Below are 21,391 nucleotides of genomic sequence, written 5' to 3'. Positions count from 1 at the left end.
TGTCCATCACTCTAATCAACTCGAAAATTCGAGTGATTAGCCAGCGAGTTGACCAACGAAGGGATTAGCGAAGGTGAAGAACAGTGCGATACCAACACCGATCATGGTTACGGCGTCGAGCAGACCGGCAACGATGAACATTTTAACTTGCAGCATTGGAACCATTTCTGGTTGACGCGCTGCGCCTTCCAGGAACTTGCCGCCCAACAGGCCGAAACCAATTGCAGTACCCAGTGCGCCCAGGCCGATCAACAGTGCAACAGCGATAGCGGTTAGACCAACTACAGTTTCCATCTTTCCTCCCGACTTTTACGTCGTATGGTTTAGGTTTTTAGATTAAAGCGGTAAAACAAAATCATTTTGCGACGCCCTCTCGCCGGAGCGAGAGGGGCACCAGACTCGCCGAAACGGGTCTTAGTGGTTCTCTTCGTGCGCCATCGACAAGTAAACGATGGTCAACATCATGAAGATGAACGCTTGCAAGGTGATGATCAGGATGTGGAAAACAGCCCACGCCCATTGCAGCACCACGCCCAGACCGCTAAGCCAAAGCAGGCCGCTGCCGAACATTACGGCGATCAGGATAAATACCAGTTCGCCAGCGTACATGTTGCCGAACAGACGCAGTGCCAGCGAGATTGGCTTGGCAATCAGCGTCACGAATTCGAGCAGGAAGTTCACCGGAATCAGCAGCGCTTGAACGAAAATGTTCTTGCTGCCGAACGGGTGCAGGGTCAGTTCGCCAATGAAGCCGCCAATACCCTTGATCTTGATGCTGTAGAAGATGATCAGTGCAAATACAGACAGGGCCATGCCCAGGGTAGCGTTCGGATCAGTCGTCGGTACGGCTCGGAACGGGAAGTGCTCATCGCCAGTGATCAGGATGGCCAACTGAGGAATCCAGTCCACCGGGATCAAGTCGATGGCGTTCATCAGGAACACCCACACGAAAATTGTCAGCGCCAGCGGAGCAATAACGGCGCTGCGGCCGTGGAAACTGTCTTTGACGCTGCCATCAACGAATTCCACCAGCACTTCTACGAAGTTCTGAAGTGCGCCTGGTTGACCGGAAGTTGCCTTCTTGGCCGCCATGCGGAAAACGAGGATAAAGATCAAGCCTACAAACAGCGACCAGCCGAGTGTATCGACGTGGAATGCCCAAAAGCCCATTTCTTTAGCTTCTGCAACGGTGTGAGCAAAGCCCCAGCCGCCATCAGGTAGCTGCCCGAAGGTCAGGTTCTGTAAGTGGTGCTGGATATAGCCCGAAGCGGTTGTTTCTGCCATGGTTGCCTCAAACGCCCTAAGGTCTCGAAAGTGTTGTTCTCATTAGCAGGGGAGCGAACCAGCTGACCAGTTGGGTCAGCACGAAGACGCCAAATACTGCTAACGGCGCCAATGGCTTCACACCTGCAAACGTCAGCGCGAACAGCACTGCCGTCAAAATTAATTTGCCTGCCTCGCCGGCGTAAAACGACCGCACGATGGCTTGCGCTGCTCGAGCGCCGGAAAACCGGAAAGCCCTGTGAGCAAAATACACATTGGGTAGCAAAGCAATCAGGCCTCCGCAGAGTCCCGAATATCCGGCGACGACTCCATGCCATTGCCAGAGCCCCAGAGCAGCCAGCAATAAAACGACAAATTGAGCCAGTAAAACCGGAAAAACCGCTAGGCGATGGAACGGCAAGCGGTTTGGCGTGCGTGTTTCCATCACATCTGCTCCTCAAAGGCCGGCTGCCAAAAGTAATAACTTGGCATAATTTGTGCCGACAAAATGCGCGCAGAGTATAGGGGCGCTTAATCCCCTATTCAACTGTCAGGTAGTGATTTCCGACTGCGCGCTACACGAGGAATTGTTTCAGCGGATGTGTGCAAGCACTCCCTGGAGCTCATCCAGAGAATTGTAACCAATTACTAATTGGCCTTTTCCCTTCTTTCCGTGACGGATCTGCACCGCAGAGCCTAGGCGTTCGGCCAATCGTTGTTCGAGGCGTGCGATGTCCGGATCAGGTTTAACCGGTTCAGCGGGTTCCTGTTTTCCACTCAACCACTGTCGAACAAGGGCTTCTGTCTGACGTACGGTCAACCCGCGTGCGACAACGTGTCGCGCCCCTTCCACCTGCTGGTTTTCCGGCAAACCAAGCAACGCACGTGCATGACCCATTTCAAGGTCGCCGTGGGACAACATGGTTTTGATCACTTCCGGCAGGGATATCAACCGCAACAAGTTAGCCACGGACACGCGGGATTTACCCACAGCATCAGCCACTTGTTGTTGAGTCAGTTGAAACTCTTGCTGCAAACGCTGCAAGGCAATGGCTTCTTCGATCGGATTGAGGTCTTCACGCTGAATGTTTTCAATCAGTGCCATCGCGATGGCGGTTTCGTCCGGGACATCGCGCACCATCGCCGGGATGGTCTCTTTGCCCGCTTGTTGGCTTGCACGCCAGCGACGTTCGCCCGCAATGATTTCAAAACGGTTGCCGTCGATCGGGCGCACAACGATCGGCTGCATCACGCCTTGAGATTTGATCGAATTGGCAAGTTCTTCGAGGGCTTGCGGGTCCATATCACGGCGCGGTTGATATTTGCCGCGCTGGATCAGGTCCAGGGGCAAATGCTGCAATTCACTTTGATCAACCTTGACCGCTTGCTCTTCCAGCGAGCTGACCGTAGGACCACTGAGCAGTGCATCCAGTCCGCGTCCTAGACCTCGTTTCTTGACGGCCATGGGATTTCCTTAAGTTGGCTGAACTGTGCGGGGGCTACGACGTTGACGACGAACCAGCTCGCCCGCCAGGGCCAGGTAAGCAATCGCGCCACGAGAATTTTTGTCATACGCCAGCGCCGGCATACCGTAACTCGGTGCTTCGGCCAAACGAATGTTGCGCGGGATCACCGTGTCATAGAGCTGACCGCCGAAATGCTCCTTGAGCTGCGCCGAAACATCGTTCATCAGGCTCAGGCGCGGATCGTACATGGTCCGAAGCAAGCCTTCGACCTTCAAGTTAGGGTTCAGCAGTTCCGCGATGCGTTTGATGTTATCCACAAGGTCGCTCAGCCCTTCCAGCGCAAAGTATTCGCACTGCATCGGGATGATGACGCCATCGGCGGCCACCAGCGCGTTCAAGGTCAGCATCGACAATGACGGGGGGCAATCGATCAGGATGTAATCGTAACTTTCTCGAACCGGCGCTAGTGCTGTACGCAGACGGCTTTCTTTCATCTGCATCTCAAGCAGCACGACTTCTGCAGCCGTGAGATCCCGGTTGGCCGGCAGTAGTTGGTAACCACCGTGCTCGGAGTAGTGCATGGCCTGCGCCAAATCGCACTCACCGATCAACAGGTCGTAGACCGAATTCTCAAGACCGTGTTTATCCACACCGCTACCCATGGTGGCGTTGCCTTGTGGATCAAGGTCGATCAACAACACTCGACGCTTGGTAGCGACCAGCGATGCCGCGAGGTTGATACAGGTGGTGGTTTTACCCACCCCCCCTTTTTGGTTCGCTATTGCGAATACCTTAGCCATTCTTGCGTGCGTTCCCAATCATGCCGTGCGGCGCAGTATCAGCAGATGGCGTTGGCCTTGGCAACCCGGAACGGTCAAGGCATGTTCGCTATCTAGACGAAAATCAGTGGGCAATGCTACCAGCTCATCAGCAGGATGAACGCCCTTCATGGCTAACCAGCGTGTATCGCTGTCGCCCAGATGACGGGTCCAGTGGGTGAAGTTCTCCATGCTGCTGAAAGCTCGAGACACAATTCCAGTGAACGGCAGCTCAGGTTGATACTCTTCAACCCGACTGTGGATAACTTGAAGATTGTCTAACTTGAGCTCAAGTTTCACTTGGGTCAGAAAACGGGTTTTCTTGCCGTTGCTGTCCAGACAAGTGACTTGCGAGCCAGGAAACAGAATCGCCAGAGGGATGCCAGGCATGCCTCCGCCACTGCCAACATCCAGCCAACGGCCGTTCTCGATGAAAGACATGACGCTCAAGCTGTCGAGCAAATGGCGCGACACCATCTCGTCAGGATTACGCACAGCCGTGAGGTTGTAGGCCTTGTTCCATTTGATCAACAGGGCCAGATAACCCAGCAGTTGCTGATGCTGGATTTCTGTCAGATTTACGCCCAGTTGGCGTGCACCTGTGGATAACTCTTCGGCGTGTTGTGCAGTGACCAGCGAACTCAAGCGTTTAGCTCCAACGTGCGGCCTGCGCCGCGTTTTTTCAGGTGAATCATCAACAGGGAAATCGCAGCCGGGGTGACGCCGGGGATACGCGAAGCCTGACCCAGTGTCTCGGGGCGCGTGGCACCCAGCTTGCTCTGGATCTCTTTCGACAGACCGGAAATGGTCGTGTAATCGATATCCACAGGCAATTTGGTATTTTCACTGGCCCGTAACCGGGCAATTTCATCTTGTTGGCGATCAATGTAGCCGGCGTATTTGGTTTTGATTTCAACTTGCTCAGCGACCAGCGGATCAATTGCCCCCTGCCCGGTCACTTCCACCAAGCCGGCATAGTCGATCTCAGGACGGGTCAGCAAATTCAGCAAGTTGTACTCGTGGGTTAGCGGCGTACCGAATTTGGCAGCAATTGCATCACCTTGTTCCGTGCCCGGCCGAACCCACGTGCTTTTCAAGCGTTGTTCTTCGCGCTCAATGCTTTCGCGCTTGTCACAAAAGGCTGCCCAACGAGCGTCATCAACCAGCCCAAGTTCACGGCCTTTTTCAGTCAAGCGCATGTCGGCGTTGTCTTCACGCAGGATCAAACGGTATTCCGCGCGGGATGTAAACATCCGGTACGGTTCCTGAGTGCCCAAGGTAATCAGGTCATCTACCAACACGCCGATGTAGGCTTCGTCGCGGCGCGGGCACCAGCTTTCTTTGCCTTGTGCAAGCAACGCGGCGTTGGTTCCCGCCAGTAAACCTTGGGCGCCAGCCTCTTCGTAACCGGTAGTACCGTTGATTTGACCGGCGAAGAACAAGCCGCCGATCACCTTGGTTTCAAGGCTGTATTTCAGGTCACGTGGATCGAAATAGTCGTACTCGATGGCATAACCCGGACGCACGATGTGTGCGTTTTCCATACCACGGATCGATTGCACAATCTGGATTTGCACATCGAACGGCAAGGATGTGGAAATGCCATTCGGGTACAACTCGTGCGTGGTCAAACCTTCCGGTTCGATGAAGACCTGATGGCTCTCTTTGTCGGCAAAGCGATGAATCTTGTCTTCGATGGATGGGCAATAACGTGGCCCGATACCTTCGATTACACCCGAATACATCGGCGAGCGATCCAGGTTGGAAGCAATGATTTCGTGGGTCCGCGCGTTGGTATGGGTAATCCAGCAACTGACCTGGGCCGGGTGCTGTTGCTTATTGCCCATGAACGACATCACCGGAATCGGCGTATCCCCGGGTTGTTCTGTCATGACCGAAAAATCGACAGAGCGGCCATCGATACGCGGTGGCGTACCGGTTTTCAATCGTCCAACCCGTAAAGGCAATTCACGCAGGCGTTGAGCCAAGGCGATAGACGGTGGATCACCGGCTCGTCCGCCCGAATAGTTCTGCATACCGATGTGGATAAGTCCGCCCAGGAATGTACCGGTGGTCAACACCACGGCATCGGCCATGAAACGCAGACCCATTTGGGTCACGACGCCACGCACTTGATCCTGTTCGACGATCAAATCATCAGCAGCCTGTTGAAATATCCACAGGTTGGGCTGGTTTTCGAGGATTTCTCGTACTGCGGCCTTGTAGAGAATGCGGTCAGCCTGAGCACGTGTTGCCCGTACCGCAGGCCCTTTGCGGCCATTGAGTACGCGGAACTGGATTCCGCCTTTATCGGTAGCCGTTGCCATCGCGCCGCCGAGGGCGTCGATTTCCTTAACCAGATGACTTTTGCCGATCCCGCCGATTGCAGGATTGCAGCTCATTTGCCCGAGGGTTTCCACGTTGTGGGTCAGCAACAGGGTTTTTACGCCCATGCGTGCTGAAGCAAGTGCAGCCTCGGTTCCGGCGTGACCGCCACCGATGACGATCACTGCAAAACGGGAAGGGAAATTCACCACGCACCTCGTGCCTGTTTCTAGGGAGTTTTGGATAGACCGCGAAGTATAGGGACTTCGCCCTTCTTAAAGAACCCTTTGCACAAAATTTAACCAGCTGTGGATAAGGCAAGATAGAAAAATAAATAAAGAAGAAATTTATTAAAGCTTTGTTTTTATGTTTATTTCTATACAGCCACTTTTCTGTGGATAGATCCATAAGAGCCTTATTTCTCGTACTGTACAGAGGATCAAAAGTCTGTGGTCATGTAGCAATGAGGTGTTTGGATAACTGCCTTAAGCCTGTGGATATTAACGCCACTTATCCACAGGTGGGGTTATCTTCAGTTTTGACCCCTACTTACCCACTGACCTGAAGGCCAGTTATACACAGGGCTTAAACCACAGAAAATAGCCCTGTGCCTGCATTTCAGGCAGCAAAAAAAACGCCTGCCCCCATCAGGGGCAGACGTTATTTGAATCCAAGGGCGATTTTGACGATGAACGGTTCATCAAGCAGACGTGTTTTGCCAGCAGGCAAATGAAAAGAACGCCTCCCATCGTCACATAGGTGGGGTAAGTCTTACGCATTCCAAAGATGCCCAGAACTACCCCTGCTGTGAGGGAAGCAAGAACTGGCGCACACATCGTGGCGGGATCAATGGCGGACTGGACTAATACCTCTGGGGGAATGAAGGACCCCTAGCAGCTGAAAAGGTACAGGGTGCCTATCAGTAACGGGGACTGCGGCGGCTGCGCAAATGGACACAGCCGCGAATTTAACCAGCAGCTTTTCAGATCATTTGCCGATACAAAAACTGGAGAAAATTCGGCCCAGCAAATCATCTGAGCTAAATGCGCCTGTGATTTCTCCCAATGCGTGTTGGGCCTGTCGCAAGTCCTCAGCCAGCAGTTCTCCTGCGCCGGCCAAGGTCAGTTGCGACCGACCATGCTCCAACGCAGCACTGGCATGCCCCAAGGCTTCAAGGTGTCGCCTGCGAGCGCTGAAACTGCTTTCAGAGGTTTGTTCGTACCCCATGCAGGCTTTGAGATGGTCACGCAGTAAATCCAGACCTTCAGTGGAGCGGGCGCTCAGGCTGATGGTGACATGGCCATCAGCGCTGACTTCCAATGCAATGGCTTCCCCGGTCAGATCAGCTTTGTTACGAATCAACGTGACCTTTGACGGATCAGGACGCTGCTCCAGAAACTCTGGCCACAGTGCAAACGGGTTATCAGCTTCCGGAGCCGTCGCATCGACGACCAGCAACACACGGTCGGCCTCGCCAATGGCTTTGAGGGCACGTTGTACACCGATCTTCTCGACGTGGTCTTCGGTGTCGCGCAATCCCGCGGTGTCGACCACATGCAGTGGCATGCCATCAATGTGGATATGTTCGCGTAACACATCACGTGTAGTCCCTGCGATTTCGGTAACGATGGCCGCTTCACGCCCGGCCAGCGCGTTGAGCAAGCTGGATTTTCCTGCGTTTGGCCGACCGGCAATCACGACTGTCATCCCATCGCGCAACAAGGCACCCTGACCCGCTTCCCGTTGAACGGTGGATAACTCTTCGCGGACCTTATCCAGCATGCCAAGCACATGACCATCGGCGAGAAAGTCGATTTCTTCTTCCGGGAAATCGATCGCGGCTTCTACGTAGATACGCAAACTGATCAGTTGCTCAGTCAAGTTATGCACACGCTGTGAAAAGGCGCCCTGCAATGATCGCAGTGCATTGCGTGCGGCCTGTGCAGAACTCGCCTCAATCAGGTCAGCAATAGCTTCGGCCTGGGCCAGGTCGAGTTTGTCGTTCAAAAACGCGCGCTCGCTGAATTCGCCCGGACGCGCCAGGCGGCAACCCAACTCAATGCAGCGTTGCAGCAGCATGTCGAGCACGATAGGGCCGCCATGACCTTGCAATTCCAGGACGTCTTCGCCAGTAAAAGAGTTGGGGCCGGGGAAATACAGCGCGATCCCTTCATCCAGCACTTCCCGGTTTTCACCGAAGAACGGCCCGTAATGGGCATAACGCGGTTTGAGCTCGCGAGCACTGAACGCCTGCGCAGCCTTGCTCGCGAGCGGACCGGAAATGCGCACGATCCCCACGCCACCTCGCCCTTGGGCGGTTGCCACAGCGGCAATGGTTTCAGCCGGAACACTCATAAAACAGGCCTCGAAAACAAAAGTGACAGATAGCAAAACGCCCCACTAGGGGGCGTTTTGAGTGGTGCTCACCAGAGTAAGTTACTCGGCTGCTTTTTTGGTAGCAGCTTCAACTTTACGCGTGATGTACCACTGTTGAGCGATGGACAGGCAGTTGTTCACAACCCAGTACAGCACCAGACCTGCCGGGAACCACAGGAAGAAGAAGGTGAAGATGATTGGCATCAGCTTCATCACCTTGGCCTGCATCGGATCCGGCGGTGTCGGGTTCAGACGCTGCTGGATGAACATGGTTGCGCCCATGATGATCGGCAGAATGAAGAACGGATCTTTGATCGACAGGTCAGTAATCCAGAGCATGAACGGCGCCTGGCGCATTTCAACACTTTCCAGAAGTACCCAGTACAAGGACAGGAAGACCGGCATCTGCACCAGAATCGGCAAGCAACCGCCCAGTGGATTGATCTTCTCTTTCTTGTACAGCTCCATCATGGCTTGCGACATTTTTTGACGGTCATCACCGAACTGCTCTTTCAGAGCGGCCAGTTTTGGCGCCACGGCGCGCATGCGAGCCATCGACTTGTAGCTGGCGGCCGACAGAGGGAAGAAGATCCCTTTGATCAGCATGGTCAGGAAGATAATCGACCAACCCCAGTTACCCACAATGCTGTGGATATGTTGCAGCAGCCAGAAAATCGGCTGGGCAATGAACCACAGGATGCCGTAGTCAACTGTCAGTTCCAGGCCTGGGGATAACTCTTTGAGTACACCCTGGCTCTTTGGACCTGCATACAGGGTTGCGCTGGTTTCAGCAGTTTTACCCGGTTCAACGGTCAACGTTGGGCCGGTGAAACCGATGATGTAGTTGCCCTGGTTGTCTTTGCGGGTCTGAACGACGTTGTTATCGCCTTTCTGAGGAATCCACGCGGTCACAAAGTAGTGTTGCAGCCAGGCTACCCAACCCCCTTGAACGGTCTCTTTCAGCTGACCCTTGTCGATATCTTTCATCGACACTTTTTTGTACGGTTCTGCACTTGTCCACAGGGCGGCGCCCAGGTAGGTAGCAGTACCGGTAGCGGTGCTGGAAGATGGGTCGGAGCTGGCGTCACGCTTCAATTGCGCGAACAGGTTGCCGTTCCACGGCTTGCCGCTCTCGTTATCAATCAAATACGTGACTTGTACATCGTAGAGGCCACGCTTGAGTGTGAAGCGCTTGATGTAGTTGACGCCGTTTTCGCTGAACTTGAGGTCAACAACCAATTGATCCTGGCCTGGGGCCAGCTCATAGGTTTTTTTCTCAGTGCTGAAAACCGGGCGACCGGAAGAACGAGCATCCGGGCCATCCACGCCTGTCAGGCCGCTTTGCGCCAGGTAGGTACGTTCGTTGCCGTTATCGAACAACTGGAATGGAACATCCGGGTGATCCTGGCGGCGCGGGTACAGCGGCAAACGCAATTGGGCAATGTCACCGCCCTGTGGATCAATTGCGATATCCAGCACGTCAGTTTTTACGTGAATCAAGTCTTTGCTAGCAGCAACCGGGGTTTCGGTCGGCGTGCTGGTATCAGCAGTGGCGCTAGGGACATCAGCACTGTTGGAAGCGTTGTTACCTGGAACCGTGTCGGGCAAAGCCGGCGCGGTGGTACTGCTGGCGGCAACATTCTGAGTCGGCAGAGCAGCCTGACCATAGTCCTGGTTCCATTTGAGAACCATAACGTAGGACACGACTGCCAGGGCGACGATCAGGATCGTGCGTTTAATATCCATGATTACTCGGCCATCGAAGAAGAACGGGAGGTAGGGATAGGTGGAACCGGGTCATAACCACCGGGATTCCACGGGTGACAGCGACCTAAACGACGAAAGGTCAGCCAGCCGCCGCGAAGAACGCCATAATTTTCGATGGCTTCCAACGCGTAGCAGGAACAACTGGGGTAGAAACGGCAGTGGCTGGCCATCAAAGGACTAATGGCATAACGATAAAACTGGATCGGAACGAGTGCCAGTTTACGCATCAGGACTGCCTACCCCTACAGTTTCGGAATTAACCGCTGGAACTGGCGAATTACGCGCCAGGCGCTTCCAGAGTTTGCCGAAATGCTGAATCAATTCGGGGTTCTCTACGTCACCCAAACCTTTGCGCGCGACGATAACGATATCCCAACCGACCAGTGAATCCTGGTGGAGACGAAACGATTCACGCATCAAACGCTTAAGGCGATTGCGCTGAACGGAGAGCTTTACGCTCTTTTTACCGATCACTAACCCCAAGCGGGGGTGATCGAGACCGTTACTGCGCGCAAGGAGCAGGAGATTTTTCCCCGGTACCTTGCCGGTGGGGGAGTCAAAGACTGCCTTGAAATGCCGGGGAGTGAGTAACCGCTTTTCCCGACTGAAGTCCTGACTCACCACCATTGTCTGATTATCAAACTGCCAGACGCGCACGGCCTTTGGCGCGGCGACGCGACAGGACGGCACGGCCGTTTTTAGTAGCCATGCGTGCACGGAAACCGTGAGTGCGGGCGCGTTTGATAGTGCTTGGTTGGAAAGTACGTTTCATGTCGTGCTACCTGGTTCGTCCACAACGGGCCGGAATGGCCCCCGTTTTAAGAGACCGGCGATTCTAGAGAATGCAAGCCAATAGGTCAATTTCCAACCAACCTTTCCTGGTAAATAGATGTGGGCTTTTTTACACAGACCTTTCTCTGCGCAGCTATAGAAATTAAAGAACGGTTTATTTAAAGCTCTTTTAAAGAACTTACTACTCTTACTGAGCACAAAATCTGTGGATAAAACGCTACAGGCCTTATAAATTCGAGCTTCCAGCGATTCAAAAGGTTGTCCACAAGCGGTGCTCTGCCTGTGCTGCTCCTTCGGAAAAGCTGTGTATGAAAGGGCCACTTATCCACAGTCGACTTATGCACAGAGTTTCGCCCCCACTTGTACAACGGGCTTAGGCCCGCTTATCCACAGAGCTTATGCACCTACCATTTGTCGCTTTGTTCAGGGATAAAACCGCATTCCCTCCTTATAGACAGGCAACCTACATGTGGATAAGTGAACGCGTGCTCGCTACAATGGCGCCTGTTTTTGCCTCACCGGCTTTCAACTTAGGGGATATCCGTGTCAGTGGAACTTTGGCAGCAGTGCGTAGAGCTTTTGCGCGAAGAACTGCCTGCCCAGCAATTCAACACCTGGATCCGTCCACTACAGGTCGAAGCCGAAGGCGACGAGTTGCGCGTGTATGCACCCAACCGTTTTGTCCTCGACTGGGTGAACGAAAAATACCTGAGCCGTTTGCTTGAGCTGTTGAATGAGCACAGCAATGGCATGGCCCCTGCGCTGTCCTTATTAATAGGCAGCAAGCGCAGTTCGGCACCTCGTGCGGCCCCCAATGCGCCGTTGGCTGCTGCTGCCTCGCAACAGGTGGCCGCACCCTCCGTGGCCCCGAGTGCTCCTGCCCAGTCAGCTGTAGCACCTGCGCCTGTGCACAAGCCTGCTACCCAGACGAGTGAAGAGCCGTCGCGAGACAGCTTCGATCCAATGGCTGGCGCCAGTTCGCAACAAGCGCCGGTACGCGCCGAACAACGTACCGTTCAAGTTGAAGGTGCGCTCAAGCACACCAGTTACCTGAACCGCACGTTCACCTTTGAAAACTTTGTCGAGGGTAAATCCAACCAACTGGCCCGCGCTGCGGCGTGGCAAGTGGCGGATAACCCCAAACACGGTTACAACCCGCTGTTCCTGTATGGCGGTGTAGGTCTGGGTAAGACTCACTTGATGCATGCGGTGGGCAACCACCTGCTGAAGAAGAACCCGAATGCCAAGGTGGTGTACCTGCATTCCGAGCGTTTTGTAGCGGACATGGTCAAAGCCCTGCAGCTCAACGCAATCAATGAGTTCAAGCGCTTCTACCGCTCGGTGGATGCATTGCTCATCGATGACATTCAGTTCTTTGCGCGCAAGGAGCGGTCTCAGGAAGAGTTTTTCCATACCTTCAACGCCCTGCTTGAAGGCGGTCAGCAAGTGATTCTCACCAGCGACCGTTACCCGAAAGAAATTGAAGGCCTGGAAGAACGTCTTAAATCACGTTTTGGCTGGGGCCTGACCGTGGCCGTCGAGCCGCCGGAACTGGAAACACGTGTGGCGATCCTGATGAAAAAGGCCGATCAGGCCAAAGTCGATTTGCCCCACGATGCCGCTTTCTTTATTGCTCAACGCATTCGCTCCAACGTGCGTGAGCTTGAAGGTGCGCTCAAGCGGGTGATTGCTCACTCGCACTTTATGGGCCGCGACATCACCATCGAGCTGATTCGTGAATCCCTTAAAGACTTGCTTGCGCTGCAAGACAAACTGGTCTCTGTGGATAACATCCAGCGCACGGTCGCGGAGTACTACAAGATCAAGATCTCGGATTTGCTATCCAAGCGCCGTTCGCGCTCGGTGGCGCGTCCCCGTCAGGTCGCCATGGCATTGTCCAAAGAGCTGACTAACCACAGTTTGCCGGAAATCGGTGACGTGTTTGGTGGCCGCGACCACACGACGGTCTTGCATGCGTGCCGCAAGATCAACGAACTCAAGGAATCCGACGCGGACATCCGCGAGGACTACAAGAACCTGCTGCGAACTCTGACCACCTGATGACACCAGCGCAGCTTATTAAGGCAAGGGACTAGACCATGCATTTCACCATTCAACGCGAAGCCCTGTTGAAACCCCTGCAACTGGTCGCAGGCGTTGTTGAACGCCGCCAGACCTTGCCGGTATTGTCCAACGTGCTGTTGGTTGTCGAAGGCCAGCAACTGTCGCTGACCGGTACCGACCTGGAAGTCGAGCTGGTTGGTCGCGTGCAATTGGAAGAGCCGGCCGAGCCCGGCGAAATCACCGTACCTGCGCGCAAGCTGATGGATATCTGCAAAAGTTTGCCCAACGATGCGCTGATCGACATCAAGCTTGATGATCAAAAGCTGGTGGTCAAAGCCGGGCGTAGCCGCTTTACGCTGTCTACACTGCCTGCCAATGACTTCCCGACCGTCGAAGAAGGCCCAGGCTCACTGACGTGCAACCTGCAGCAGAGCAAGCTGCGTCGCTTGATCGAGCGCACCAGCTTCGCTATGGCGCAGCAAGACGTGCGCTACTACCTCAACGGTATGTTGCTCGAAGTTTCGGCCGGGATCATCCGTGCCGTCGCCACCGATGGTCACCGTCTGGCCATGTGTTCGATGAAAGCCGATATCGGTCAGCCGGATCGTCACCAGGTCATTGTGCCGCGTAAGGGTATCCTGGAGCTGGCTCGCCTGCTGACAGAGCCGGATGGTGAAGTCAGCATTGTGTTGGGGGCTCATCACATCCGCGCAACAACAGGCGAATTCACCTTCACCTCCAAACTGGTAGACGGCAAATTCCCGGACTACGAGCGCGTGCTGCCTAAAGGTGGCGACAAAACGGTCATCGGTGATCGTCAGGCGCTGCGTGAAGCGTTCAGCCGCACGGCGATTCTGTCCAACGAGAAATACCGCGGTATCCGTCTACAGCTGGCTAATGGTCAGCTGAAAATCCAGGCCAACAACCCGGAACAGGAAGAAGCGGAAGAAGAAGTGGGTGTTGACTACAACGGTGGTTCGTTGGAGATCGGCTTCAACGTGAGCTATCTGTTGGACGTATTGGGCGTAATGACCACTGAGCAAGTGCGTCTGATCCTGTCGGACTCTAACAGCAGTGCGCTGGTGCAAGAGTCGGACAACGACGACTCGGCCTACGTTGTCATGCCGATGCGCCTGTAACTTATGCACAGCCTGCGCTAGATGTCCCTCAGTCGTGTCACAGTCACCGCGGTGCGTAACCTGCACCCGGTGACGTTCTCCCCCTCCCCCCGCATCAATATCTTGTACGGCGCCAACGGCAGCGGAAAAACCAGTGTGCTGGAAGCTATCCACTTGCTGGGGCTGGCCCGTTCGTTTCGTAGCGTGCGGCTAAACCCCGTTATTCAGCATGAACAACAGACGTGCACCGTGTTCGGTCAGGTTGAGTTGGCTGAAGGCGGGCACAGTGCGCTGGGTATCTCACGGGACCGGCAGGGGGAGTTTCAGATTCGCATCGACGGTCAGAATGCGCGCAGTGCTGCGCAACTGGCAGAAATATTACCGCTGCAATTGATCAACCCGGACAGCTTTCGTCTATTGGAAGGCGCACCTAAGATCCGTAGGCAGTTTCTGGATTGGGGCGTGTTCCACGTCGAACCGCGCTTCATGTCGACCTGGCAGCGGCTACAGAAGGCCCTGCGGCAGCGGAACTCATGGCTGCGGCATGGTACACTCGACGCCGTTTCACAAGCGGCCTGGGACCGGGAACTGTGCTTGGCCAGTGATGAAATCGATGAATACCGACGCGCCTACATCAAAGCCTTGAAACCAGTCTTTGAGCAGACCCTGAGCGAATTGTTGGAGCTCGAAGGGTTAACGCTGAGTTATTACCGTGGGTGGGACAAAGACCGTGAGCTGAGCGCAGTGCTCGCCGGGTCCGTCCACCGCGATCAGCAAATGGGTCATACCCAAGCGGGACCGCAACGTGCTGATTTACGTCTGAAGCTGGGCGGACACAATGCCGCAGAAATCCTTTCGCGTGGACAGCAAAAGTTAGTGGTCTGCGCCTTGCGGATTGCTCAGGGGCATTTGGTCAGCCAGGCACGGCGCGGCCAATGTATTTATCTGGTGGATGATTTGCCGTCTGAACTCGACGAGCAACATCGCCACGCACTGTGTCGCTTGTTGGAAGACTTACGCTGCCAGGTGTTTATCACCTGTGTAGATCACGAATTATTGAGGGAAGGCTGGCAGACGGAAACGCCAGTTGCTCTGTTCCACGTGGAACAGGGCTGTATCACCCAGACCCACGACCATCGGGAGTGAAGGCATTGAGCGAAGAAAATACGTACGACTCAACGAGCATTAAAGTGCTGAAAGGCCTGGATGCCGTACGCAAACGTCCCGGTATGTACATTGGTGACACCGACGATGGCAGCGGTCTGCACCACATGGTGTTCGAGGTGGTCGATAACTCCATCGACGAAGCACTGGCTGGCCATTGCGACGACATCACCATCATCATTCATCCGGATGAATCCATCACCGTTCGCGACAACGGTCGTGGCATTCCGGTTGATGTGCACAAAGAAGAAGGCGTTTCCGCAGCTGAAGTCATCATGACGGTGCTGCACGCTGGCGGTAAATTCGACGACAACTCCTATAAAGTTTCCGGCGGTCTGCACGGTGTAGGTGTGTCGGTTGTTAACGCCCTGTCCGAAATTCTAGTGCTGACCGTACGCCGCAGCGGCAAGATCTGGGAACAGACTTATGTCCACGGTGTGCCTCAGGCACCGATGGCGATCGTGGGCGAAAGCGAAACCACCGGTACCCAGATCCATTTCAAACCGTCTGCAGAAACCTTCAAGAATATTCACTTTAGCTGGGACATTCTGGCCAAGCGTATTCGCGAACTGTCCTTCCTGAACTCCGGTGTTGGTATCGTCCTTAAGGATGAGCGCAGTGGCAAGGAAGAGCTCTTCAAGTACGAAGGTGGCCTGCGTGCATTCGTTGACTACTTGAACACCAACAAGACGCCAGTCAACCAGGTGTTCCACTTCAACGTACAACGTGAAGACGGTATCGGCGTAGAGATTGCTCTGCAGTGGAACGACAGCTTCAACGAAAATCTGCTGTGCTTCACCAACAACATTCCGCAGCGCGATGGCGGTACGCACTTGGTGGGCTTCCGCTCTGCCTTGACGCGTAACCTCAACACGTACATCGAAGCCGAAGGTTTGGCCAAGAAGCACAAGGTCGCCACCACTGGCGATGATGCCCGTGAAGGGTTGACTGCGATTATTTCGGTGAAAGTGCCAGATCCGAAGTTCAGCTCCCAGACTAAAGACAAGCTGGTGTCTTCCGAAGTGAAGACCGCTGTTGAACAGGAAATGGGCAAGTACTTCTCGGACTTCCTGTTGGAAAACCCGAACGAAGCCAAGTTGGTTGTCGGCAAGATGATCGACGCCGCGCGTGCCCGTGAAGCGGCCCGTAAAGCCCGTGAAATGACCCGCCGTAAAGGCGCGCTGGATATCGCAGGCTTACCTGGCAAGCTGGCTGACTGCCAAGAAAAAGACCCGGCGCTGTCCGAACTGTACCTGGTGGAAGGTGACTCTGCTGGCGGCTCCGCCAAGCAGGGACGTAACCGCCGTACCCAAGCGATCCTGCCGTTGAAAGGTAAAATTCTCAACGTTGAGAAAGCCCGCTTCGACAAGATGATTTCTTCGCAAGAAGTTGGCACCTTGATCACAGCGCTGGGCTGCGGTATTGGCCGCGAAGAGTACAACATCGACAAACTGCGTTATCACAACATCATCATCATGACCGATGCTGACGTCGACGGTTCGCACATCCGTACCCTGTTGCTGACCTTCTTCTTCCGTCAGTTGCCGGAGCTGATCGAGCGTGGCTACATCTACATCGCTCAGCCGCCGTTGTACAAAGTGAAAAAGGGCAAGCAAGAGCAATACATCAAAGACGACGACGCCATGGAAGAGTACATGACGCAGTCGGCCCTTGAAGACGCCAGTCTGCACTTGAACGAAGACGCCCCGGGCATCTCTGGCGAAGCGCTGGAGCGTTTGGTCTACGATTTCCGCATGGTGATGAAAACCCTCAAGCGTCTCTCGCGCCTGTACCCTCAGGAGCTGACCGAGCACTTCATCTACCTGCCGGCTGTTTCGCTTGAGCAACTGGGTGACCACGCAGCCATGCAGGCGTGGATGGCCAAGTTTGAAGAGCGTCTGCGTCTGGTTGAGAAATCGGGCCTGGTGTACAAGGCCAGCCTGCGCGAAGACACAGAGCGCAACGTATGGCTGCCGGAAGTCGAACTGATTTCCCACGGCCACTCGACGTTCATCACCTTCAACCGTGATTTCTTCGGCAGCAACGACTACAAAACCGTTGTGACCCTTGGTGCGCAACTGAGTACTTTGCTGGATGAGGGTGCCTACATTCAGCGTGGCGAACGCCGCAAGCAAGTCACCGAGTTCAAGGAAGCACTGGACTGGTTGATGGCTGAAAGCACCAAGCGTCACACCATTCAGCGCTACAAAGGTCTGGGTGAAATGAACCCCGATCAGCTCTGGGAAACCACAATGGACCCAAGCGTGCGTCGCATGTTGAAGGTCACTATTGAAGATGCGATCGGCGCCGATCAGATCTTCAATACCTTGATGGGCGACGCCGTAGAACCTCGTCGTGAGTTCATCGAGAGCAACGCATTGGCAGTGTCCAACCTGGACTTCTGATGCGTGTAGGTTCACAAAATAGTTGAACATTTTCACAAATAGATGATTCGACGACTTCAGCAGAAAAGGCCAATTCTTTGAATTGGCCTTTTTTGTGCGCAAGAAATTTGGTCTGCGGTTCTGCTGGCAAGGTTCGGGGAGTGCTAGATTTGAGGGCCGCTAAAAGGCAGGCGCGGACGTTGGTGAACTGAACGGTGGGGAGAGCGAAGAAGGAGAACACGCTCGAATAATACTAGCGGGATAGAAACAGATTCTATACGCGTACGAATAATGAGATTAGAAAAATGTCAAGAGGCTGGATGAATAATTTCGTGGAGAAAGACGAATGGCTGGAGTAGAATTTGGCACGCTATTACGCAGTAATAGCGTGCCAAATAAATCAGCCGGTTACGTAAACTTGTTGAAGCAAGTTCTTAACGGCCACCGGTAACAGCTTCTGCTTTGGACATCTATCTCGAAATAGAGGTCCAGAAGTATGGCTGCTTTCGTCGACGACTCCCAAAGGAGGTATCGAGAAATGTAGATACTGCAAAACCAGGGGCTCTGACAGCGCCACAACCAGGTACATCTTGCGTACGATCCCGCGCAATCTCTGCCTTTTTTTGGCGCTTGTCAATCCTCTCCCAAAATTTCGACTTTAGCGAGGTTTCTCGAGGGCACAGTGTTGCCCGTTGAAAGACCTCCCAGAGCCCTACTCTGCACCAGCATTTTTAGGTGCAGCGACGACGCTCGTCTCTGAATTGATGGAGGTGTTCGATGTCAGTGCGAAAGGTTGTAACCCGGCGGTCTTGCCATTTCAGAGGCTACTTTCCCTCCCTGAAAAATGGCAAACCTACCCCTTGGGAATCCCAGCTGGAAGGTGGGTTTTTCCGGCTTCTGGAGCTGTCACCTCAGGTTCACAGCTACACCATTCAGCCCAGCCGAGAGATCGTATCGCTCGACTCGGCAACCATAAAATATTTTCCTGACCTCCATGTATTTCTCACGGATGGCAGGGAGTGGTGGTTCGAAGTGAAGCCGAAAAAGCGCCTTTTGATCGCCAGTATCGATCAACGGCTGGAAGCTGCTAAGGCACACTTTGCCGCCAGTAATCGCAACTTTACTGTCGTCACGAATGATCTGATTCATAGCGAACCGTTGGCTAGGAACCTTCAAAAGCTTATGTATCACCGTCGCGGGCCTATGCTTTCGACTTCCCAAGTCGATGAGGTTCGCGAGCTTCTTCATACTCATGAGCCGAAGACTTTGAGCGCACTTATCACGACTTTTGGTGATATGGAGGCATGGCGTTTATTGGGCTTAGGCATTGTTGGTATCAGTCTCGGTGAGACTATTAGCAGCAACTCTGAAGTCTTCTTAACAGGAGGGCATCGCCATGCAGATTTTTTCGCTTAAAGCAAAATTAGCCGTATCCGTAAAAGGCGTTTTGATGGTTCTCCAACGGAGATTAGTTGATCGACGACTACTCTTTTTTGATGAGTTAGGTGAACCCACAAAGTTGACAGAGGCCGAGTTCTACGTTGGGTATGAAAAGCGTGAAATTGAAATTTGCGCGGATCAACCATTTCTCGGAGAAGTGCCATTCGTACGGAACGTAGCCCCTGATCTTACGTGCTTTCCAGCCAATCACAGTCAAGAAGCCTTACGTCGGCGCCGGTATCTTGAGGGGGTAATGGGGAAGGACCAATCAAAATTGCCGAGTGAAGAAATCATGTTGGAAGAATTGAAAAAAATAGCAAAAATAATAGGTGATGTATGTGCGCCTTCAATATCAACTGTCAGGCGTTGGGCATCGAGGTACATTGGAAACAACATAATAAGGTTGGTACCTAAACATAATAAAAAAGGCCGGACAGCCGCCATTACAGGTGAGCTTGAAGGCATACTAGCGAGTGTCATTGATGAACTTTATCTAAAAGAGACTCGGCCAAAAGTTTCAAAGGTCATAGGTGAATACCATCTCAGACTTGAGGGCCTTAATCGGGAACGGTTGCCCTCTGAACAGTTCATCCTCCCCAGTGGGATGAGCGTCCGCAGATACATTGCCAGGCTAGATCCCTTCTTGGTGGATGTTGCTCGTCTCGCTAAGCATGCCGCTAATAAAAAGCACCGTGTGGCTGCGGGTGTGCTCCAGGTAAATCAGATCCTCGAGAGGTGGGAGATCGATCACACCCTATTGGATGTGCTGCTTGTGGACGAAGAGACTGGTTTGGTTATCGGACGACCCTATCTGACGATAGTGTTAGATAGGTACTCTCGAATGATCATGGGGTACCTCCTACACCTGTCTGCGCCAAACACTGAATCTGTTCTACGAGTCATTGAGCGTTCGATCCGTCCCAAAGCAGAACTGTTACAACGCTTTCCGAAAGTAAAGAATGAGTGGCGAGCCCATGGTATGCCGGCGCGGATCGTTCCGGACAATGCTGCCGAATTTCATGCTGATGATTTGATTTTGGGGTTCAACGATCTAGGCATCGAGATTATGTATCCCGCCTCCAGGGCACCTGAAATGAAGGGCGCGGTCGAGCGCTTTTTTAGCACTCAGAATCTGGGACTTATCCACAACCTCCCGGGTACAACATTCTCCAATATCCAGGAGAAAGGAGATTACAAGTCAGAAAAGCATGCCTGCTTCACCTTGTCGCAGCTGGAAGCCGTAGTCGTTAAATGGATCGTGGATGGCTACCACCAAACGCCGCACCGAGGCCTCAAGAAGATGACCCCCGCCCAAGCCTGGGCAATTGATGAGGCTCAGACTTTGGTCAGACTGCCCGTGGATCTTGATGCCCTTGAATGCATTCTTGCTCGACGAACCTCCGTTAAGGTTCATCACTACGGAATTGAAGTTGACAGTATCGGTTACCACTCGGCTGAGCTCGCGCAGTTAAGACTGCTCTTAAAGCCTGATGAGAAAGTCAATGTTCGTTATCGAGACGAAGCTGGACATGTCTGGGTTCATGATCGGTTTCGAAACGTATTCCTACTGGTGCCGGTGAAGGACAAGCGGATGATCGGTAAGAGCCGCGAAATGTGGAAGGCGGCCCAGAAAGCGCTTAGAGATGCTGGAGGAGAGCAACCAAGCTTTGACGAGCTTCACCGATGCTATCAAGAGCTGCGAGAAGACATTGACGAAGCTCGTCGCTCTCAAAAGCTGCGAGTGCGTCGGGAGGCAGCGCGGGCCAAGTTGGATAGGGAGGGTCGTAAGGCCGAGGCGAATCCTCCTCCGGTAGTCGTAGCTGAGATGGAGTGGGTGGATAGGTCATCCACACCGCCAACTGCCCCCTCCACTTTCAAGGTTTCCTACCGTCCGCCAGCAGGTGATCGACCATGAACGCTTTAGTACAAAGCTTTCCCCCCTTCTCTCTGCGTCATCACTTCATTCACAGCCCCCAGGCCGAGCTAGCCTTGACACGCTTGGGTGAGGTGCACGGTGATACCCGGCGTACCGGGGCGAGCAAAGGCTTGGTCATCCAAGGTCCGAGCGGGGTGGGAAAAAGCACTTTGATCAAGGAGTACGTGAGGGAATTGGAGGCAGCGGAACCTTCGGGGTCCGGGAAGCGGACGGTCTTGGTAGTTGAGATTCCCTCGTCACCCACCAAGAAAAACTTGGCAACAGCGATGCTGACAGCACTAAAGGACCCGTACGCGGATGCTCGCGGTCATTCTGCAGAGGTCAAGTTCGCTCGCATCATTCTACTCATGATGTAGTGGTCAACTAATCCCGGACACGACGTTAAGTTTTTCTTCGGCCCGGGCTGGCGCCAACCCACCGTTGAATTGGTGGGGTCGAACCCAGTTGTACCGATGCATCAAGAAGTGGCTGATATCGC

The 21,391-nt window shown here is 53.9% G+C and carries 19 protein-coding genes; 7 read left to right on the top strand and 12 right to left on the bottom strand.

The window, feature by feature from the left end:
• Positions 1-36: 36 nt before the first annotated feature.
• The 12 genes from atpE to rpmH all read right to left on the bottom strand — a co-directional run bounded on the left by atpE (position 37) and on the right by rpmH (position 10,787).
• Complete coding sequence (gene atpE / locus HBN61_RS12215; RefSeq protein ID WP_002555987.1) at positions 37-294, bottom strand: F0F1 ATP synthase subunit C; 258 nt, start codon at positions 292-294, stop codon at positions 37-39.
• A gap of 120 nt (positions 295-414) precedes the next feature.
• Positions 415-1,284, bottom strand: coding sequence for a F0F1 ATP synthase subunit A (atpB, locus tag HBN61_RS12210; protein ID WP_047279004.1), 870 nt, complete (start codon positions 1,282-1,284; stop codon positions 415-417).
• 16 nt (positions 1,285-1,300) lie between these two features.
• Positions 1,301-1,708, bottom strand: a complete 408-nt coding sequence (locus HBN61_RS12205) for a F0F1 ATP synthase subunit I (protein WP_003437994.1) — start codon at positions 1,706-1,708, stop codon at positions 1,301-1,303.
• A 147-nt stretch (positions 1,709-1,855) separates the two neighbouring features.
• Positions 1,856-2,728, bottom strand: a complete 873-nt coding sequence (locus tag HBN61_RS12200; RefSeq protein ID WP_094995122.1) for a ParB/RepB/Spo0J family partition protein — start codon at positions 2,726-2,728, stop codon at positions 1,856-1,858.
• A gap of 9 nt (positions 2,729-2,737) precedes the next feature.
• The gene (locus HBN61_RS12195) at positions 2,738-3,529 is read right to left on the bottom strand and encodes a ParA family protein (RefSeq protein ID WP_094995123.1); all 792 of its coding nucleotides are present in this window, start codon (positions 3,527-3,529) and stop codon (positions 2,738-2,740) included.
• A gap of 18 nt (positions 3,530-3,547) precedes the next feature.
• A complete protein-coding gene (rsmG, locus tag HBN61_RS12190; protein ID WP_094995124.1) occupies positions 3,548-4,192 on the bottom strand; it encodes a 16S rRNA (guanine(527)-N(7))-methyltransferase RsmG in 645 nt (214 codons plus the stop codon).
• On the bottom strand, positions 4,189-6,081 hold the full coding sequence (gene mnmG / locus HBN61_RS12185; protein WP_094995132.1) for a tRNA uridine-5-carboxymethylaminomethyl(34) synthesis enzyme MnmG: 1,893 nt from the start codon (positions 6,079-6,081) through the stop codon (positions 4,189-4,191). Before mnmG ends, rsmG begins: the two co-directional genes overlap by 4 nt.
• Before the next feature lie 778 nt (positions 6,082-6,859).
• Complete coding sequence (gene mnmE, locus HBN61_RS12180; protein ID WP_170046869.1) at positions 6,860-8,227, bottom strand: tRNA uridine-5-carboxymethylaminomethyl(34) synthesis GTPase MnmE; 1,368 nt, start codon at positions 8,225-8,227, stop codon at positions 6,860-6,862.
• Between the two features lie 81 nt (positions 8,228-8,308).
• A complete protein-coding gene (gene yidC / locus HBN61_RS12175; protein ID WP_094995126.1) occupies positions 8,309-9,994 on the bottom strand; it encodes a membrane protein insertase YidC in 1,686 nt (561 codons plus the stop codon).
• Positions 9,995-9,996: 2 nt separating this feature from the next.
• Positions 9,997-10,242, bottom strand: a complete 246-nt coding sequence (gene yidD / locus HBN61_RS12170; RefSeq protein ID WP_094995127.1) for a membrane protein insertion efficiency factor YidD — start codon at positions 10,240-10,242, stop codon at positions 9,997-9,999.
• A complete protein-coding gene (gene rnpA / locus HBN61_RS12165) occupies positions 10,235-10,636 on the bottom strand; it encodes a ribonuclease P protein component (RefSeq protein ID WP_202969404.1) in 402 nt (133 codons plus the stop codon). Before rnpA ends, yidD begins: the two co-directional genes overlap by 8 nt.
• A 16-nt stretch (positions 10,637-10,652) precedes the next feature.
• On the bottom strand, positions 10,653-10,787 hold the full coding sequence (gene rpmH, locus HBN61_RS12160; protein WP_003213577.1) for a 50S ribosomal protein L34: 135 nt from the start codon (positions 10,785-10,787) through the stop codon (positions 10,653-10,655).
• 563 nt (positions 10,788-11,350) lie between these two features.
• On the opposite strand from rpmH, the gene dnaA reads away from it, so the two are divergent.
• The 7 genes from dnaA to HBN61_RS22980 all read left to right on the top strand — a co-directional run bounded on the left by dnaA (position 11,351) and on the right by HBN61_RS22980 (position 21,269).
• Positions 11,351-12,868: a chromosomal replication initiator protein DnaA gene (gene dnaA / locus HBN61_RS12155; protein WP_094995128.1), complete on the top strand. Its 1,518-nt coding sequence runs from the start codon at positions 11,351-11,353 to the stop codon at positions 12,866-12,868.
• A gap of 38 nt (positions 12,869-12,906) precedes the next feature.
• A complete protein-coding gene (dnaN, locus tag HBN61_RS12150) occupies positions 12,907-14,010 on the top strand; it encodes a DNA polymerase III subunit beta (protein WP_047278985.1) in 1,104 nt (367 codons plus the stop codon).
• A 21-nt stretch (positions 14,011-14,031) separates the two neighbouring features.
• On the top strand, positions 14,032-15,135 hold the full coding sequence (gene recF / locus HBN61_RS12145; protein ID WP_094995129.1) for a DNA replication/repair protein RecF: 1,104 nt from the start codon (positions 14,032-14,034) through the stop codon (positions 15,133-15,135).
• A gap of 5 nt (positions 15,136-15,140) precedes the next feature.
• On the top strand, positions 15,141-17,558 hold the full coding sequence (gyrB, locus tag HBN61_RS12140; protein WP_094995133.1) for a DNA topoisomerase (ATP-hydrolyzing) subunit B: 2,418 nt from the start codon (positions 15,141-15,143) through the stop codon (positions 17,556-17,558).
• Positions 17,559-18,314: 756 nt separating this feature from the next.
• Positions 18,315-18,953, top strand: a complete 639-nt coding sequence (locus HBN61_RS12135; protein ID WP_170046868.1) for a TnsA endonuclease N-terminal domain-containing protein — start codon at positions 18,315-18,317, stop codon at positions 18,951-18,953.
• Entirely contained in the window at positions 18,934-20,892 is a 1,959-nt protein-coding gene (locus HBN61_RS12130; protein WP_170046867.1) for a TnsB C-terminal domain-containing protein, read from the top strand. Before HBN61_RS12135 ends, HBN61_RS12130 begins: the two co-directional genes overlap by 20 nt.
• Positions 20,889-21,269, top strand: a complete 381-nt coding sequence (locus HBN61_RS22980) for a TniB family NTP-binding protein (RefSeq protein WP_170046866.1) — start codon at positions 20,889-20,891, stop codon at positions 21,267-21,269. Before HBN61_RS12130 ends, HBN61_RS22980 begins: the two co-directional genes overlap by 4 nt.
• Positions 21,270-21,391: the final 122 nt, after the last annotated feature.

It is taken from the genome of Pseudomonas sp. WS 5071, from assembly GCF_012985765.1.
Lineage (GTDB): Bacteria > Pseudomonadota > Gammaproteobacteria > Pseudomonadales > Pseudomonadaceae > Aquipseudomonas > Aquipseudomonas lundensis_A.
Note: the sequence above shows the minus strand (reverse complement) of the source record. Positions and strands in the feature narration are given on the sequence as shown.

What these genes read in the sequence shown, in the direction of transcription:
- atpB (WP_047279004.1), bottom strand. Translation starts at nt 1,284, where the DNA reads ATGGCAGAAACAACCGCTTCGGGCTATATCCAGCACCACTTACAGAAC.
- HBN61_RS12135 (WP_170046868.1), top strand. Translation starts at nt 18,315, where the DNA reads ATGTCAGTGCGAAAGGTTGTAACCCGGCGGTCTTGCCATTTCAGAGGC.
- recF (WP_094995129.1), top strand. Translation starts at nt 14,032, where the DNA reads ATGTCCCTCAGTCGTGTCACAGTCACCGCGGTGCGTAACCTGCACCCG.
- dnaN (WP_047278985.1), top strand. Translation starts at nt 12,907, where the DNA reads ATGCATTTCACCATTCAACGCGAAGCCCTGTTGAAACCCCTGCAACTG.
- atpE (WP_002555987.1), bottom strand. Translation starts at nt 294, where the DNA reads ATGGAAACTGTAGTTGGTCTAACCGCTATCGCTGTTGCACTGTTGATC.
- yidD (WP_094995127.1), bottom strand. Translation starts at nt 10,242, where the DNA reads ATGCGTAAACTGGCACTCGTTCCGATCCAGTTTTATCGTTATGCCATT.
- HBN61_RS12195 (WP_094995123.1), bottom strand. Translation starts at nt 3,529, where the DNA reads ATGGCTAAGGTATTCGCAATAGCGAACCAAAAAGGGGGGGTGGGTAAA.
- HBN61_RS12130 (WP_170046867.1), top strand. Translation starts at nt 18,934, where the DNA reads ATGCAGATTTTTTCGCTTAAAGCAAAATTAGCCGTATCCGTAAAAGGC.
- HBN61_RS12205 (WP_003437994.1), bottom strand. Translation starts at nt 1,708, where the DNA reads ATGGAAACACGCACGCCAAACCGCTTGCCGTTCCATCGCCTAGCGGTT.
- rpmH (WP_003213577.1), bottom strand. Translation starts at nt 10,787, where the DNA reads ATGAAACGTACTTTCCAACCAAGCACTATCAAACGCGCCCGCACTCAC.
- mnmE (WP_170046869.1), bottom strand. Translation starts at nt 8,227, where the DNA reads ATGAGTGTTCCGGCTGAAACCATTGCCGCTGTGGCAACCGCCCAAGGG.
- HBN61_RS12200 (WP_094995122.1), bottom strand. Translation starts at nt 2,728, where the DNA reads ATGGCCGTCAAGAAACGAGGTCTAGGACGCGGACTGGATGCACTGCTC.
- yidC (WP_094995126.1), bottom strand. Translation starts at nt 9,994, where the DNA reads ATGGATATTAAACGCACGATCCTGATCGTCGCCCTGGCAGTCGTGTCC.
- HBN61_RS22980 (WP_170046866.1), top strand. Translation starts at nt 20,889, where the DNA reads ATGAACGCTTTAGTACAAAGCTTTCCCCCCTTCTCTCTGCGTCATCAC.